Below are 16,096 nucleotides of genomic sequence, written 5' to 3' on the forward strand. Positions count from 1 at the left end.
ACAATCCCTTAACGGGATCAGGCGCGTGGATGCGCCCGGTCATATATTTCGAGCAATCGCGCCGAATCGACACCGGTATAGACCTGCGTCGTCGAAAGACTGGCGTGTCCGAGCAGTTCCTGAATGGTGCGCAAGTCGCCGCCGCCGGCGAGCAGATGGGTGGCGAAGGAATGGCGCAAAGCATGCGGTGTGGTGCTGTCCGGCAGGCCGAGCGCGCCGCGCATCTTCTGCATCTCGCGCTGGATGATGGCTGGCTGTAGGGGGCCACCACGGGCACCGCGGAAGAGCGGTTTGTCCGCGCCAAGCGGGAAGGGGCAGAGCTTGATATAGTCCTCGACGCCTGATCGCGCCGGCGCGATCAGCGGCACGATGCGCGTCTTGTCGCCCTTGCCGGTGATGCGCAGCGATGTCGGGCTGCCGGCGAAATTCTCCGGCGTCAGCGAGAGGGCCTCGGATATACGCAGGCCGCAGCCATAGAGAAGGGTGAGCACGGCGGCATTGCGTACGCGGATCCAAGGTTCCTCGGCAAGCTGCTCATTCGCATCGACGACGGCGATGGCCTGGCGGTCGGAGAGCGGTTTCGGCAGGGATTTCGGCTGTTTGGGCGAGCGCACGGCCGAGGCGCCGGCGGCATTGGCGAGGCCCTTGCGCTCAAGGTGGCGCAGGAAGGAGCGCAGGCCGGCAAGGCCGCGGCCGAGCGTGCGCGCACCCGCGCCATCGCGACGGCGGGCAGCGAGGAAGCCGCGCAGGTCTGCCGGGCGCAGATTGCCGATGTCCTTGAGGCGGGCGGGGGCGGCGAGGTGCTGCGTGAGGAAGGCGAGGAACTGGCGGGTGTCGCGCTCGTAGGCATCGAGCGTGTGGCCGGCGAGACGGCGCTCGTCGGCAAGCGATACAAGCCAGGCCTGCCGCTCGGCCAGCAGTGCGGGATCGGCGATGATGAGAAGTTCGGTCATGTCCTGCCTTCGCGGTTTGCCGCAGGATCGGTCATTTGCGTTAGGGTTTTGCTAACATTCAGCCAAAAGGCTGGGCAAAGCGGGCTGCCTTCCTCTAGACACGGTGGGCTGTAAGAGAGCGCCGTGTTCAAGAAGCCGGGTGAAACTATGCTGCTGCGGTCGATGTCCGCCGAAAATTATCGCTCCCTGCGCTCGATCCGCATGGATCTCGGGCGGGTGAACCTGTTCGTTGGCGAGAACGGTGCCGGAAAATCGAACCTCTACCGGTCGCTGCAATTGGTGCAGGCGGCGGTGCGCGGGACGTTTGCGCATGAAATCGCGGCGGAGGGCGGCATGGCCTCGGCGCTCTGGACGGGCAGGCGGCGGGCGAACGAGCCGGTGCGTATCCGTCTCGAAACCGAACTCCTGGACGAGGAGCGGGCGATCACGTTCCGCTACCGCGTCGAGGCGGGGCTGCGGCCGCCGATTGACGCGGCGGGTTTTGCTTTCGAGCCGCAGGTCAAGGCCGAGGAACTGACCATCGAGACTGGCCGCCGGCCAGTGACGATGATGAAGCGCGCAGGGCCAGGCATCATGGTGCGCAGCGAGGCGGGCCGGATGACGGAATACCCCGAGCAGGCGCTGACATCCGAAACGGCCATCGCGCTGCTCGGTGATGCCGGCCACTATCCTGAAGTCGGCACGTTTCGCCGCGCCCTTTCGCAGTGGCGCTTCTTCCATGGTTTCCGCTCGGACCGCGATTCGGCGCTGCGCCAGCCCTGCCTCGCCGTCACCGCGCCTTTGCTCGATCAGGACGGGACGAATATGGCGGCGGTCTTCGCAACGCTGAAATGGACCCGAGGAGACACGGTCGATCTCGACCGGGCCGTGGCGGATGCTTTTGGCGGGGCACGATTGTCTGTGCCTGAGCCGGAGGAGTTCGCCTCCTATGGCTTGGTCTTCCCGCAGTTTCCGCAGCGTGTCTTCCAGCCGCGCGAGCTTTCCGACGGGCAGATCCGCTTCCTCGCGCTGGCTGCGGCGCTTCTCTCCTATCGCACGCCGCCGCTGATCGCGCTCAACGAGCCGGAGGCGAGCCTCCACCCCGACATGTTGCCGCCGCTGGCAGAAATGATCGCGCGCGCCGCGCAGTCGAGCCAGCTGTGGATCGTCACCCATTCGGAGCGCCTGGCGCAGGAGGTGGAGACGCGCTGCGGTGTCAGGGCGAAACGCGTGGTGCGCCATGACGGGGCGACCTGGATCGACGGCATGCGGCTGACCGGCGCGATGGATGACGATGACGAATGAGGCGGCCGCCATCTTTGCGGTTTTCTTCGCGTGGCGGCGGGGGCATGGTCGCGGTTCATGAGCAGCGATTCGACCAACCTTTTCGGAGACAGGCTTTTTCCGCGCACGGTGCCCGTCATGGTGCCGGTGCCCACGCCCGTGCCCTATTCCTATACGGTCCCCGAGGACATGGCCGTCCAGCCCGGCTCCATCGTGCAGGTGCCGCTCGGGCCGCGGCTGGTGCCCGGTGTCGTCTGGGATGGTGGGGATGACGGCAAGGTCGATCCGAAGAAGCTCAGGCCGATCGAGAAAGTCTTCGATTGCCCGCCGCTGTCCAAGGAAATGCGTGATTTCCTCGATTGGGTGTCCGCCTATACGGTGACGCCGCCGGGTCTCGTCACCCGCATGGCGTTGCGCGCGCCGACCGCTTTCGATCCCGAACCGATGATCGAAGGCCTGCGCTTTACCGGCCACCGGCCGGAGCGGCTGACGAGTGCGCGCGAGCGCGTGCTGGAAATGGTCGAGGATGGTATTGCCTGGACCAAGTCCGGCCTTGCCCACGCCTCGGGCACGTCGACGAGCGTCATCGACGGGTTGATGAAGCAGGGCACGTTCGAAACGGTCTTCCTGCCGCCGCCGCCTGTTGTGGCCGCACCCGATCCGGACTATGCCGCGCCCCGGCTTGAGGGTCCGCAGACCGACAGTGCGGCGGAGCTGGTGGAGAGTGTCCAGAAGGGTGTCTTCTCGGTCTCGCTGATCGACGGCATCACCGGTTCGGGCAAGACGGAGGTCTATTTCGAGGCGATTGCCGAGACGCTCAGGCGCGGCAGGCAGGTGCTCATCCTCCTGCCCGAAATCGCGCTGACGGCGAGCTTTTTGGAGCGTTTTCAGGATCGCTTCGGTGCAAAGCCCGCCGAGTGGCATTCCGACCTCGCACCGCGAATGCGCGAACGCGTGTGGCGGCAGGTGACGACGGGAGATGTGCGGGTGGTGGCGGGCGCGCGCTCGGCGCTGTTCCTGCCCTTCGAAAACCTCGGCCTCATCATCGTCGATGAAGAGCACGACCCCGCCTACAAGCAGGAAGATCGTGTCTTCTACAATGCGCGCGACATGGCGGTGGTGCGCGCCCGCATCGGCGATTTCCCGGCCGTGCTGGTTTCGGCGACACCGTCGGTCGAAAGCCGGGTCAACAGCGATGTCGGGCGCTATCGCAAGCTGCATCTACCGACGCGTTATGGCGATGCGGCGCTGCCGGACCTGCATCTCGTCGATATGCGCCGCCACCCCCCGGCGCGCGGCGGTTTCCTGTCACCGATCCTGTTGCGCGGCATCCAGCGCACCATCGAGAAGCAAGAGCAGGCGCTGCTCTTCCTGAACAGGCGCGGTTATGCGCCGCTGACCCTCTGCCGTGTCTGCGGCCATCGTTTCCAGTGCCCGCAATGCTCGAGCTGGCTGGTGGAGCACCGGTTCCGCGGCCAAATCCAGTGCCATCATTGCGGCTATGCCGAGCGCACGCCGGAAGCCTGCCCGGAATGCGGCACCTTCGATCATCTCGCCGCCTGCGGGCCGGGGGTGGAGCGCATCGCCGAAGAGGTGGAAAAGCATTTTCCCGAGGCGCGCACCATCGTGCTCTCCTCCGACCTTATGGGTGTGAAGCGGCTGCGGCTGGAACTGGAGGCGATCGCGCGGGGTGAGGCGGATATCGTCATCGGTACCCAGCTCGTGGCCAAGGGGCACAATTTCCCACTGATGTCGCTGGTCGGCGTGGTGGATGCCGATCTCGGCCTGTCGAACGGTGATCCGCGTGCGGCGGAGCGGACCTTCCAGTTGCTCTCGCAGGTAACGGGCCGCGCCGGGCGATCGGGCCTCAAGAGCCACGGCCTCATCCAGACCTACCAGCCGGCGCATCCGGTCATGCAGGCCATCGTCTCGGGCGATGCGCAGGCGTTTTACGACCGTGAGATCGGCGAGCGGGAAAAGGCGCTGCTGCCGCCGTTCGGACGGCTGGCCTCGGTCATCGTCTCGGCCGATAGCCGTGCCGAGGCTGAAACGCATGCGCGTGGATTGCGGCAGGCGGCGCCGCAGGTCACCGGCATCTCCATCCTCGGGCCGGCGGAAGCGCCGCTGGCGCTGGTGCGCGGCCGCCACCGGTTCCGCCTGCTGGTGCATGGCCGGCGGGGTAGCGACATGCAGACTTTCCTGCGCACCATGCTCGCCAACGGACCGAAGGAACGCGCCTCGCTGCAGGTGCAGCTCGACATAGATCCGCAGAGCTTCCTTTAGGACGCGTGGTTAACAAAGACTTGTGCGAACTTTTGCCGTGCGCTTCTGCCTGTCCTGCGGCTGTGCGATAGAAGGCGGCGGGCAGTTCTGGAGACAAGCCGAGATGGAATTCTATATCCCCACCGAAACCGGCGAATTCCTCGCCTTCTGTGCGGCCATCGCCACGGGGCTCCTTGGCCTCTTCGGCCTTTTCGCTCCCGGCACGGCATTGAAGCTTGCAGGGTTGCAGCCGAAGGAGACGAGCCTCGAAGGTTTGGCCTTCGTGCGTTCGGCCGGCGGCTTCTATGCGGGGCTTGCCATCGTGGCGCTGCTGATGGCGCAGAGCTGGATCTATATGGCGATCGGCGGCGGTTTTGCGCTTGCCGCCTTCGGCCGCATTCTGTCCCTGATGTCGGACGGCGCGTTCAGCGCGAAGAATCTTGTCGTGCTTTTCGTTCAGGCGGTGCTTGCCTCGCTGCCGCTCGGTTACGCCTTCGGCTTCCTCTGAGAGAAAAACGGCATATCCCGCTCCGCCTGCGCCAAAGCATAGTCCGCGCAGTCAACTTTTGCCTCGACTGTGGCCGACTTATGGCGCATTCCTGCGTCCGGCGTGTTGCGAGTCCCGGTTTCCTATGCTAGACGAACCGCGAATTCAGAAAAAGCGGGCGAAAAAGCCTGTGGGAGCTGAAGAATACCGCAACGATTTCAGAAACTTAGGACCGTAGCTCCGCTACTGCCCTGTTTTCTGAATGAAAAAAGAGAAGCTTGTGCCCGTGGCAGACACATCCCAGCTCGTTTCCGGTGTTGCAGAAAGATACGCGTCTTCGCTTTTCGACCTTGCGCAGGAAGCTGGCTCCGCTGCCGCTGTCGGCGCCGATCTCGACCGTTTCCAGGCCCTGATCGATGAGAGCGATGACCTGAAGCGGCTGATCGTCAGCCCCGTCTTCTCCGCCGAAGATCAGACCAAGGCCATTTCCGCCGTTGCCGCCAAGGCCGGCATCACGGGCCTCGTGGCAAACTTCCTCAAGGTGGTTGCGTCAAATCGCCGCCTGTTCGCCGTTCCCGGCATGATCAAGGCTTACCGCGTCATCGCGGCCCGCGCCCGCGGCGAAATCACGGCCGACGTTACCTCGGCCCATGCGCTGACCGCAGCGCAGGAAACTGAATTGAAGGCGGCGCTGAAAGGCGTCACCGGCAAAGACGTGGCGATCGCCGTCACCGTCGACCCGTCCATTCTCGGTGGTCTGATCGTCAAGGTGGGATCGCGCCAGATCGACACGTCCCTTCGCACCAAACTCTCTACTCTTAAGCTTGCACTGAAAGAGGTCGGCTGATGGATATCCGCGCCGCGGAAATTTCCGCAATTCTCAAAGATCAGATCAAAAACTTCGGCAAAGAGGCGGAAGTCTCTGAGGTCGGTCAGGTGCTGTCCGTCGGTGACGGTATCGCCCGCGTTTACGGCCTCGACAATGTCCAGGCCGGTGAAATGGTCGAGTTCCCCGGTGGCATCCGTGGCATGGCCCTGAACCTGGAAAGCGACAACGTCGGTGTCGTTATTTTCGGTTCCGACCGTGACATCAAGGAAGGCGACACCGTCAAGCGTACCGGCGCCATCGTGGACGTTCCGGTCGGTCCGGAACTGCTCGGCCGCGTGGTCGACGCGCTCGGCAACCCGATCGACGGCAAGGGCCCGATCAATGCCAAGCAGCGGTCGCGCGTTGACGTCAAGGCTCCGGGCATCATTCCGCGCAAGTCGGTTCATGAGCCGATGTCGACCGGCCTCAAGGCCATCGACGCCCTCATCCCGGTCGGCCGCGGCCAGCGCGAGCTCGTCATCGGCGACCGCCAGACCGGCAAGACCGCCATCATCCTGGATACGATCCTGAACCAGAAGGCCATCCACGACAACGGTCCGGACAGCGAGAAGCTGTACTGCGTCTACGTCGCTATCGGCCAGAAGCGTTCGACGGTTGCCCAGTTCGTGAAGGTTCTCGAAGAGCGCGGCGCTCTCCAGTACTCGATCATCGTTGCCGCAACGGCTTCCGATCCGGCGCCGATGCAGTATCTCGCACCGTTCGCCGGCTGCGCGATGGGCGAATACTTCCGCGACAACGGCAAGCACGCCCTCATCGGTTACGACGACCTTTCCAAGCAGGCCGTTTCCTACCGTCAGATGTCGCTCCTGCTGCGCCGCCCGCCGGGCCGTGAAGCTTACCCGGGCGACGTTTTCTACCTGCATTCGCGTCTCCTCGAGCGCGCTGCAAAGCTTAACGACGACATGGGCGCTGGCTCGCTGACGGCTCTGCCGGTCATCGAAACCCAGGGTAACGACGTTTCGGCGTTCATCCCGACCAACGTGATCTCGATCACCGACGGCCAGATCTTCCTTGAAACGGACCTGTTCTACCAGGGTATCCGCCCGGCCGTTAACGTCGGTCTGTCGGTTTCCCGCGTCGGTTCGTCCGCGCAGATCAAGGCGATGAAGCAGGTCGCCGGTTCGATCAAGGGCGAACTCGCCCAGTATCGCGAAATGGCAGCCTTCGCCCAGTTCGGCTCGGACCTCGACGCCGCAACGCAGCGCCTGCTGAACCGCGGTGCACGCCTGACCGAACTCCTGAAGCAGCCGCAGTTCTCGCCGCTGAAGACGGAAGAGCAGGTCGCGGTGATCTTCGCGGGCGTCAACGGCTACCTCGACAAGCTTCCGGTCGCTCAGGTCGGCAAGTTCGAGCAGGGCCTGCTGGCCTACCTGCGCTCCGAGGGCAAGTCGATCCTCGACACGATCCGCACCGACAAGGCGATCAGCGACGACACGAAGGGCAAGCTCAAGGCTGCTCTCGACGCTTTCGCCAAGAGCTTCGGCTGAGACTGAACGGTTCATGCCCTGCGCGCCTCCGGCGCGCGGGCAGTCCAGGAACTTTGATTGACGCATGACCTCCCGGGGTCGTGTCACAGGACGGAAAACGGATGCCTTCACTTAAGGATCTGAAAAACCGGATCGCCTCCGTCAAGGCGACGCAGAAGATCACCAAGGCGATGAAAATGGTCGCCGCGGCGAAGCTTCGGCGTGCCCAGGAAGCGGCCGAGGCCGCCCGGCCCTATTCGCAGCGCATGAGCGCCGTTCTCGCCAACATCGCCCAGGCCGTTGGTCAGGACGACTCGGCACCGCGTCTGATGACCGGCACGGGCAAGGACCAGGTTCATCTGCTCGTCGTCTGCACGGCCGAACGCGGTCTGTGCGGCGGCTTCAACTCGCAGATCGCGCGTCTGGCGCGTGACCACACCCGCAAGCTTCTGGCCAGCGGCAAGACGGTCAAGATCGTCTGCGTGGGCAAGAAGGGCTTCGATATCCTGCGCCGCGAATTCGCCTCGCTGATCATCGACCGCGTCGACCTGCGCGAAGTCAAGAAGATCGGCTTTGCGAATGCAGACCAGATCGGCCGCAAGGTCATCGGTCTCTTCGAACAGGGCGAATTCGACGTCTGCACGCTGTTCTATTCCGAGTTCAAGTCGGTCATCTCGCAGATCCCGACCGCGCTCCAGCTCATCCCGGCCTCCGCTCCTGCGGCCGTTGCCGAGACGACGGGTGCGACCGCGATCTACGACTACGAGCCGGATGCCGGCGCCATCCTCGGCGACCTCATTCCGCGCAACATTTCCGTGCAGATCTTCCGGGCGCTGCTCGAGAACGTCGCCGGCGAAATGGGCGCCAAGATGAGCGCAATGGACAACGCGACCCGCAATGCTGGTGAAATGATCAACAAGCTGACGCTGAACTACAACCGTCAGCGCCAGGCTCAGATCACCAAGGAACTCATCGAAATCATCTCGGGCGCTGAAGCGCTCTAAGGACCAGGACAAAGAGGGTAAGATACATGGCTAAGGCAGCTACCCCGAAGGAAACCGTAGCGGAAAAGAAGCCCGCTGCTCGTAAGCCGGCAGCAAAGACCGCCGCTGCAACGAAGGCTGCCGCACCGGCTGCTTTTGTCGCGACCGGTCGCGTGACGCAGGTCATCGGCGCCGTCGTCGACGTTGCTTTTGACGGCAACCTGCCGCAGATCCTGAACGCGCTGGAAACCGACAACAACGGCAACCGCCTCGTTCTCGAAGTCGCCCAGCACCTCGGTGAAAACACCGTCCGCACGATCGCCATGGACTCGACCGAAGGTCTCGTCCGCGGTCAGCCGGTCGCCGACACGGGCGCTCCGATCACCGTCCCGGTCGGTCCGGAAACGCTCGGCCGCATCATGAACGTCATCGGCGAGCCCGTTGACGAAGCCGGTCCGCTCGTCACCTCCGGCAAGCGCGCCATCCACCAGGAAGCTCCGGCCTATGTCGAGCAGTCCACGGAAGCGCAGATCCTCGTCACCGGCATCAAGGTCGTCGACCTTCTCGCTCCCTACGCAAAGGGCGGCAAGATCGGCCTGTTCGGCGGCGCCGGCGTCGGCAAGACCGTTCTCATCATGGAACTGATCAACAACGTCGCCAAGGCGCACGGTGGTTACTCGGTATTCGCGGGCGTGGGTGAACGTACCCGCGAAGGTAACGACCTTTACCACGAAATGATCGAATCCGGCGTGAACAAGCACGGCGGCGGTGAAGGCTCCAAGGCTGCCCTCGTTTACGGCCAGATGAACGAACCGCCGGGCGCACGCGCTCGCGTCGCTCTGACGGGTCTCACGATCGCTGAAGACTTCCGCGACAAGGGCCAGGACGTTCTGTTCTTCGTCGACAACATCTTCCGCTTCACGCAGGCTGGTTCCGAAGTGTCGGCTCTGCTCGGTCGTATCCCGTCGGCCGTGGGCTATCAGCCGACGCTCGCAACGGACATGGGCCAGATGCAGGAACGCATCACCACCACGACCAAGGGTTCGATCACCTCGGTTCAGGCCATCTACGTTCCCGCCGACGACTTGACCGACCCTGCGCCGGCCACCTCGTTCGCCCACCTGGATGCCACGACGGTTCTGTCGCGCTCGATCGCCGAAAAGGGCATCTACCCGGCCGTTGACCCGCTCGACTCGACCTCGCGCATGCTCGACCCGATCGTCGTCGGCGAAGAGCACTACGACGTCGCCCGTAAGGTCCAGACGACCCTGCAGCGCTACAAGTCGCTCCAGGACATCATCGCCATCCTGGGCATGGACGAACTGTCGGAAGACGACAAGATCGCCGTTGCCCGCGCCCGCAAGATCGAGCGCTTCCTGTCGCAGCCGTTCTTCGTCGCCGAAGTCTTCACCGGCTCGCCGGGCAAGCTGGTTGCTCTCGAAGACACGATCAAGGGATTCAAGGGCCTCGTCAACGGCGAGTACGACCACCTGCCGGAAGCCGCCTTCTACATGGTCGGCTCCATGGAAGAGGCCGTCGAAAAGGCCAAGAAGCTGGCTGCCGAAGCCGCTTGATGAACTTTGGGCGCCCGCAAAGGGCGCCCATTCCTGACCGGATGAATGACAAGAAGTGAATGGTCATGGCTGACAATTTCAATTTTGAACTCGTCTCCCCCGAGCGCCTGCTGGTTTCCGGCAGCGTCAGCGAAGTCGTCATTCCGGCGACCGAGGGCGAGATGACCGTCATGGCCAACCATGCGCCGACCATGACGACGATCAAGCCGGGTGTCGTCACCGTGAAGTTCGCGGATGGCCGCAAGGACCGCTATGTGGTTTTCGGCGGTTTCGCCGACATCATCCCGACCGGCTGCACGCTGCTGGCCGAGTCCGCCGTTCCGGCCGGCGAGGTCAAGAGCGACGAGATCACCCGCCGTATCGAAGCCGCCCGCGCGGAACTGGCCCATGCCAAGTCCGACGACCAGAAGTTCGGTATCGAGACCTATCTTGCGGAACTCACGACGCTTCAGGGCATCGTCGTTCCGGTCTGATCCTTCGACCGAACCTGCAACCATCGAACCCGCCCTTCCGGCGGGTTTTTTGTTGCTTGTCAAATGCCGGTTTCGGGCTGAAGGTCCTCTTTACCTTGTCTCCAGGAAAATGCCTCCCTGCGGCACAACCGGAAGGCGGGATTTGCTGTTTCTTTACGGCATCGCGGGAGAGTGGCCGCCATCTGCCGTCCGCCATGAAGGCGGGCTTTTGCGTGAGGACAGGACCAATGAGCAGCAAGATCGTACCCGTAATCATGGCTGGCGGTAAGGGCACGCGCTTGTGGCCGCTCTCGCGCTCCTCCGCGCCGAAGCAGTTCCTCGAATTTCTCGGTGAGACGACGCTGTTCCAGAAGACGCTGGCCCGCGTCGCGGACAAGGCGCTGTACGATGCGCCCATCGTCGTCACGAACAACGACTTCCGCTTCCTGGTCCCCGAGCAGGCCCGTGCCGCGGATATGGCGCTGACTTCCATTCTGCTCGAACCCGTCGCGCGCAACACGGCCCCTGCGCTTGCCGCCGCCGCCACGCTGATTTCCCGCCTGCAGGGTGACCAGGCGATCATGCAGGTTCTCGCCTCCGATCATGAGATCGACGCCGACGCGACCTATTTCGACTGCATCGCCAAGGCGCGGGCTGCCGCCGAAGCCGGGCGTCTGGTGACATTCGGCATCACGCCGCACGAACCGGCCACCGGCTATGGCTATATCGAGATCGGTGAGGATCTCGGCAACGGCGCCAATGCCGTGCGCCGCTTCGTCGAAAAGCCGGACCGCGACAAGGCCGCCGCCATGTTGGAGACGGGCGGCTATCTCTGGAATTCGGGCATGTTCATGCTGCCGGTCGGCCTGTTCTTGCGCGAGCTTCGCCAATACGCGCCGGAGGTGCTTGACGCCGCTACCGAAGCAGTCGCCAAGGCGCAGCATGACCTTGATTTCGAACGGCTTGACGAGGCGGCGTTCGCGCGCGCGCCGGATATTTCGGTCGATTATGCGATCTTCGAGAAGACGCCGATCGCCGCCGTCGTGCCGTCGCCCATCACCTGGTCCGATCTTGGCAGCTGGGATTCCGTGTGGAAGACCGGCAAGCAGGATGCGGCAGGCAATGTCGCCGACGGCAGCACGACGGTGCTCGACACCCGCAATTCGTTGGTCATCTCCCGCGATATCCATGTCGCCGTGCAGGGCCTCGACAATATCGCCGTCATCGCCAGCGAGGATGCCGTCTATGTCGGCCGCATGGAGGACAGCCAGAATGTCGGCAAGCTGGTGAAACATCTGGCCAGTTTGCCGAAGACGGCCAAGCTGACCGAGACGCACCCGACCGCCTACCGTCCTTGGGGCGGCTATACCTCGGTGCTGAACGGCGAGCGCTTCCAGGTAAAGCGCCTGTTCGTGACGCCGGGTAAGCGTCTGTCGCTGCAGAAGCACCACCATCGCTCCGAGCACTGGATCGTCGTGCGCGGCACGGCCGAGGTGACGATCGGTGACAAGACGATCCCGCTGCGCGAAAACGAGTCGGTCTATATCCCACAAGGGGAATTGCACCGCCTCGCCAATCCCGGAAAGATCATGCTCGAGCTGATCGAGGTGCAGACCGGTTCCTATCTCGGCGAGGACGACATCATCCGCATCGAGGACGAGTTCGGCCGCGGCTAAGCCGCTATTTCTCGCCCCGTCGCTTCGGCGGCGGGCAGCGGCCAAGTGCGCGGCACTCCGCATCCAGCCAGATACCTGCACGTTGGTGCATGGCAGCCTGTTGCTGCTGGGCGAGCCGCGGCGTTGCGGCCCAGGCGGCGCCCTTCGTGACGAGCGTCTGGGCGAGATCCGTCTTCGCGACGGCGCAGCGCAGGAACGAAACGGCGCCGAACCGGAAATCCTGCTCGCAGGTCAACGTCCGGTTCGCGATCAACCGGCGGAAATAGATACGGGCCTGCTGGCCGCAGGCGACGAGATGCTGGTCATCGCCGCGGCAAAGTTTTTTGGGATGAACCGCAACGGCATCCGTCAGCACATAGAGCCGGCCATCATGCTCAAAGGACGTGCTGTCGAAGACTTTCACACGCGTTGTTGGCCGCAGGATGAGCGGTATGATTTTCCGCTCGACTTCCACCCGCTCCAGGCTCTGTTTCTTGCGGTCGATCCGCACGGGTTTGTCGGTCCAGATCGGCTCGTCGGATAGCGGGCCGGTCTGCAGCTCCGCTGCAAAAGTGGGGAGAGCGAGCGTGAAGCAGATAAACGCTGTGGCGAAAGCCCGCTTGATCACGCTGTGCACTGTTCCTGAGCCCACCACCATCTCCGCTCATTCCGCCGGAGTTTGCGCGGTGCTGCGCGGCACATCAAGCCGCCCGCCAAAGTTTTCCCGCAGCGGCAGCCAGCGGCTGCGGTCGAAATAGTCGGGCAGATAGGAGCCGCGATTGCGGTTGCGGTCGGGCGTGACGATGAAATTGTAGCGCGGCGTCTCGCTGAACTCCTTCTTCAGCAGGATGCGGTTGCCGAAGCGGATGATATCGAATTCTTTCAGGGCGCGGATGTCGGCAAAGATTTCCGGCGCGTCTTCCCAGCGCATTTCGTCGAGAAAGACGCGGATGGCGGCAATGACGGCATCGGTCACGGCATCCTGCGTCGCCTTGTCTTCGATGTTCAGCTTGATGCGAAAGGAGGAGATGCGCGCCTCCGCATTGCCCTTGATCGACAGGAAGGCGGAGGAGGGGGCGGCCGCGCCTGCATCCGTGCGGGGGAACTCCCGATAGGACTGGCACTCCCAGTTCGTTTTGTCGAAGAGACCGGCCTTCCAGCCCGAATTGACGAAACCGGCACGGCGCAGCGCCTCGCAGAGAGCTTCGGGCTCCTTGCGGATGGGGCGGACGAATTTCGTCTGCATCGGGGTGACGGGCACCAGCAGGCGCTCGGAGATAAGACCTTTGGGCCGGGGCATGCGATTGCCCTTGAGTTCATAGGGGCGAAGCGCCCGCTCCTGTGGCGCCGCCTTGATCGGCGCATAGCCGAACCGGGCGAGCAACAGGTTGAGATTGCGATAATCGTTGGCAAGCAGCACCGTCGCGCCGATCGCCCCGAGCAGCACGGCGGCGAAGAGCCCGAAGACGATCAAGCCGGATCTGCCTTGCTTTCGCTGCGTCATGCCGACCCGCGCCGTTGCCCGTCCTGTGCGGTCGATACCGGGCCTTCTGGCAAAGGCAGGGCCTCAAAAGCCCGTGGGATCAGCCGACCTCCCGCTCCTGATAGGCTACAAGCAGGGTGCCTGCAAGCGCGAGCGGCCAGACAAGGCAGAGCAGGAGGCCAAGCGCGCGTTCGATGTCCCATCGGCCGCCATTATCCTCACCCTCGCGCAGGCTGCAATCGATGAAGCGCAGCGCGATGAACGTGTAGCCAGCCATGAGAAGGGCAGTCAGCGTCATTCTCCCCGATCCTGTCTCAGGAGAAGCAAAACGCCTCCCTGCCCCTTTCGGAGACATCCCACTCTCCAGCGCGTCCCCTCGCTGCGGAATCGGTCCTGTCTGTTCCAAAGTGTGACACTATTTGCCTGTGCCGCCAACAGAAACCTGTTGCGGCCGATCAGGTATTTCGGCGGCCGCGCGGGCAGCAAGCAGGTGCTTGTGCAGCTCCAGCACGGCCGGCGGCGCGGTGCGGAATTTCGGTAGGCCGAGATGGTAGCCGTAGCCGGTCGAAAGGCTGGTGTTACCAAGCTGCACGAGCTTGCCCTTGTCCAACTGATCCGCGATGAGGCCGAGACTGCCAAGGGCCACGCCGTCGCCGCTGAGCGCCGCATCGATGGCGAGCGCATAGGTGGAGAAGGTGAGATGGGGCCGCGGCGGCGGCATGCGCCGGAAGGCCTCTGGCGCCACCCGCTCCAGCCACGGGCGGAAAGAAATCCAGTTGGCGTTGAAACGCTCGTAGTCGATGAGGTCGAGCGCGGCGAGCGCCTTGAGATCGACCGTTGCCGCATCGAGCCCCTTGCGGGCGATGTAATCGGGTGCGGCGACGGGCGCCAGCTCTTCGGCGACCAGCGGCGTCAGGTCCCAGCGCGGGTGCTCGCCGGCCGAATAGAGGATTACGAGGTCGTTGTTTTCGGAGGCGAGGTCGGCGGGGCTGTCGGACGTGGTGAGGCGGATCGCGATATCGGGATGGTCGCGGAAGAAATCCCGCAGGCGCTTTCCAAGCCAGAGATGCGAGACGGAGCCCGAGGCGGCAAGCGCGATGCTCGGCCCGGCGCCCATGCGGAAGGGTTCCAAGCTTTCCTCGAGATAATCGAGCGAGGCGCGCACGCGCTGGAACAGTTTTTCGCCGCGCGGCGTCAGCGTCAGGTTCTTGCCCTGGCGGGTGAAGAGCGGCGCGCCGAGATGATCTTCCAGCCCCTTGATGCGGCGGCTGACGGCGGCCTGCGTGATGTTCAGCTCCCGTCCGGCGCGGGAAAAGTTCATGTGCCGGCAGGCAGCGTCGAAGACGCGGAAGGCTTCCAGCGGGATATGGGCGAGCATCGTTGCTTTCATGATCTGAAGTTATCAAAAAGCCCGAAAAATCCAAGGATTTGAAAATCTGAAATCGTGATGCAGGGTCTGCGGAGATCTTTTCTGGGGAATTTCCGTGACATTCGCGACCTCATTCGTACCCGATATCCGTTTCGGCGAAGGCGTTCATGCCAGCATCGCCTCCTCCGCCGGCGCGCTGGAAGCCCGGAGTGCGCTCGTCGTCATCGACGGCTTTCTCACTGCCAGCGGACTTGGCGAGCGTCTTGCCGCCCAGTTCGTGGCGGTTGGGATCGCGGCGGAGTTTTTCTCCGGCTTTGCGGGGGAGCCGAAGCTCGCCCATGTCGAGGCAGCGAGCCACGCTGCGCGCGGAAAAGACCTCGTCGTCGGCATCGGTGGTGGTTCGGCATTGGATATCGCCAAGATCGCGGCCTGCGTCGCAGCGGCCGACAAGGACCCGATGCACTATGCGCTGGCCGCCAACCCGCTGCCGAAGAAGCCCTTGAAGAAGATCATGGTGCCGACGACGGCGGGCACCGGGTCCGAGACCTCCGCGACGACGATCTTCGCCGGACCGGAAGGCAAGAAACTCTGGATCTGGGGGCCGGAGACCAAGGCAGATCTTGTCCTGCTCGATCCGGCGCTGACGGTGACCTTGCCGGCCAACCTGACGGCCTGGTGCGGCCTCGATGCGTTCGTACACGCCTTCGAAGCGGCGACCAACCGCAATGCCCATGCCGGTGCAACGCTCTATGCCCATGCGGCACTTGGTCTGTTGACGGACGCGCTGGAGACGGCGGTGAAGAACCCGGCGGATATCGAGGCGCGCGGAAAGGTGCTGCTCGGCTCCTGTTATGCCGGTGTGGCCATCGACAATTGCGGCACGGCGATCGCGCATAATATCAGCCACGCGCTGGCCGGTCTCGCGCCCGTGCACCACGGGCTCGCCACGGCGCTGGGCTTCGAGGCGACGCTGGCCTGGCTTGCCGAGGCCGATACGGCCGGGCTTGCCGCCGCGGCACGCGCCTGTGGCCTTTCCGATGCGGCACTGCTGCCGGGTTTTGTCAGCGATCTCATGGACCGCTGCGGCATTGCTCGTGTGCTGCCGAAGGCTTTTGCGGTGTTTTCCGCCGAAGATCTCGCCCGCGAAATGCGCGCACCGGAAAATCAGCCGATGCGCCGCGCGACGATCCGTGAGGTCTCGGATGCCGATATCGACACGATCGCCGCCACGATGATGGCTCTGCCCCGCACGCTTTGAGG

General features: G+C 63.9%; 15 protein-coding genes. 10 read left to right on the forward strand and 5 right to left on the reverse strand.

Translation table 11 applies throughout. The features are described from left to right. Positions 1-17 precede the first annotated feature (17 nt). Positions 18-953 (reverse strand): tyrosine recombinase XerC, encoded by a 936-nt coding sequence (locus AC27VQ_RS21025; RefSeq protein WP_488717822.1) that lies wholly within the window; start codon positions 951-953, stop codon positions 18-20. A gap of 147 nt (positions 954-1,100) precedes the next feature. Between AC27VQ_RS21025 and AC27VQ_RS21030 the strand changes: the two genes are divergently transcribed. The 9 genes from AC27VQ_RS21030 to AC27VQ_RS21070 all read left to right on the forward strand — a co-directional run bounded on the left by AC27VQ_RS21030 (position 1,101) and on the right by AC27VQ_RS21070 (position 12,005). Then, positions 1,101-2,237: an AAA family ATPase gene (locus AC27VQ_RS21030; RefSeq protein WP_313529510.1), complete on the forward strand. Its 1,137-nt coding sequence runs from the start codon at positions 1,101-1,103 to the stop codon at positions 2,235-2,237. 57 nt (positions 2,238-2,294) lie between these two features. Continuing rightward, positions 2,295-4,499 (forward strand): primosomal protein N', encoded by a 2,205-nt coding sequence (locus AC27VQ_RS21035; RefSeq protein WP_488717823.1) that lies wholly within the window; start codon positions 2,295-2,297, stop codon positions 4,497-4,499. Between the two features lie 103 nt (positions 4,500-4,602). After that, a complete protein-coding gene (locus tag AC27VQ_RS21040) occupies positions 4,603-4,986 on the forward strand; it encodes an AGROH133_08824 family phage infection protein (protein ID WP_488717824.1) in 384 nt (127 codons plus the stop codon). A gap of 259 nt (positions 4,987-5,245) precedes the next feature. Then, positions 5,246-5,812 carry a F0F1 ATP synthase subunit delta gene (locus AC27VQ_RS21045; protein WP_313529479.1) on the forward strand — a complete coding sequence of 189 codons (567 nt, stop codon included), beginning with the start codon at positions 5,246-5,248 and terminating at the stop codon, positions 5,810-5,812. Continuing rightward, complete coding sequence (gene atpA, locus AC27VQ_RS21050) at positions 5,812-7,341, forward strand: F0F1 ATP synthase subunit alpha (RefSeq protein ID WP_488717825.1); 1,530 nt, start codon at positions 5,812-5,814, stop codon at positions 7,339-7,341. The genes AC27VQ_RS21045 and atpA overlap by 1 nt, the downstream gene beginning before the upstream one ends. Positions 7,342-7,442: 101 nt before the next feature. Next, the gene (locus AC27VQ_RS21055; RefSeq protein WP_313529475.1) at positions 7,443-8,324 is read left to right on the forward strand and encodes a F0F1 ATP synthase subunit gamma; all 882 of its coding nucleotides are present in this window, start codon (positions 7,443-7,445) and stop codon (positions 8,322-8,324) included. Positions 8,325-8,350: 26 nt separating this feature from the next. Then, positions 8,351-9,877: a F0F1 ATP synthase subunit beta gene (gene atpD / locus AC27VQ_RS21060; protein WP_313529473.1), complete on the forward strand. Its 1,527-nt coding sequence runs from the start codon at positions 8,351-8,353 to the stop codon at positions 9,875-9,877. Between the two features lie 65 nt (positions 9,878-9,942). After that, entirely contained in the window at positions 9,943-10,350 is a 408-nt protein-coding gene (locus AC27VQ_RS21065) for a F0F1 ATP synthase subunit epsilon (protein WP_421589827.1), read from the forward strand. A 227-nt stretch (positions 10,351-10,577) separates the two neighbouring features. Continuing rightward, positions 10,578-12,005, forward strand: coding sequence for a mannose-1-phosphate guanylyltransferase/mannose-6-phosphate isomerase (locus AC27VQ_RS21070; RefSeq protein WP_488717826.1), 1,428 nt, complete (start codon positions 10,578-10,580; stop codon positions 12,003-12,005). 4 nt (positions 12,006-12,009) lie between these two features. Here the strand turns inward: AC27VQ_RS21070 and AC27VQ_RS21075 are convergent, their stop codons facing one another. From AC27VQ_RS21075 to AC27VQ_RS21090, 4 genes are all read right to left on the reverse strand, one after another. After that, positions 12,010-12,612 carry a hypothetical protein gene (locus AC27VQ_RS21075; RefSeq protein WP_488717827.1) on the reverse strand — a complete coding sequence of 201 codons (603 nt, stop codon included), beginning with the start codon at positions 12,610-12,612 and terminating at the stop codon, positions 12,010-12,012. Positions 12,613-12,648: 36 nt separating this feature from the next. Then, positions 12,649-13,458 (reverse strand): DUF6030 family protein, encoded by an 810-nt coding sequence (locus tag AC27VQ_RS21080; protein WP_488717828.1) that lies wholly within the window; start codon positions 13,456-13,458, stop codon positions 12,649-12,651. A 109-nt stretch (positions 13,459-13,567) separates the two neighbouring features. Beyond that, entirely contained in the window at positions 13,568-13,765 is a 198-nt protein-coding gene (locus AC27VQ_RS21085; RefSeq protein WP_313529462.1) for a hypothetical protein, read from the reverse strand. A gap of 117 nt (positions 13,766-13,882) precedes the next feature. Then, positions 13,883-14,857: a LysR substrate-binding domain-containing protein gene (locus tag AC27VQ_RS21090; RefSeq protein ID WP_488717829.1), complete on the reverse strand. Its 975-nt coding sequence runs from the start codon at positions 14,855-14,857 to the stop codon at positions 13,883-13,885. Between the two features lie 94 nt (positions 14,858-14,951). Here AC27VQ_RS21090 and AC27VQ_RS21095 point away from each other — a divergent pair, with 94 nt between their 5' ends. Then, the gene (locus tag AC27VQ_RS21095) at positions 14,952-16,094 is read left to right on the forward strand and encodes an iron-containing alcohol dehydrogenase (RefSeq protein ID WP_488717830.1); all 1,143 of its coding nucleotides are present in this window, start codon (positions 14,952-14,954) and stop codon (positions 16,092-16,094) included. Positions 16,095-16,096: the final 2 nt, after the last annotated feature.

The sequence above is a fragment of the Shinella sp. 20P9.1.1 genome (genome assembly GCF_057798995.1).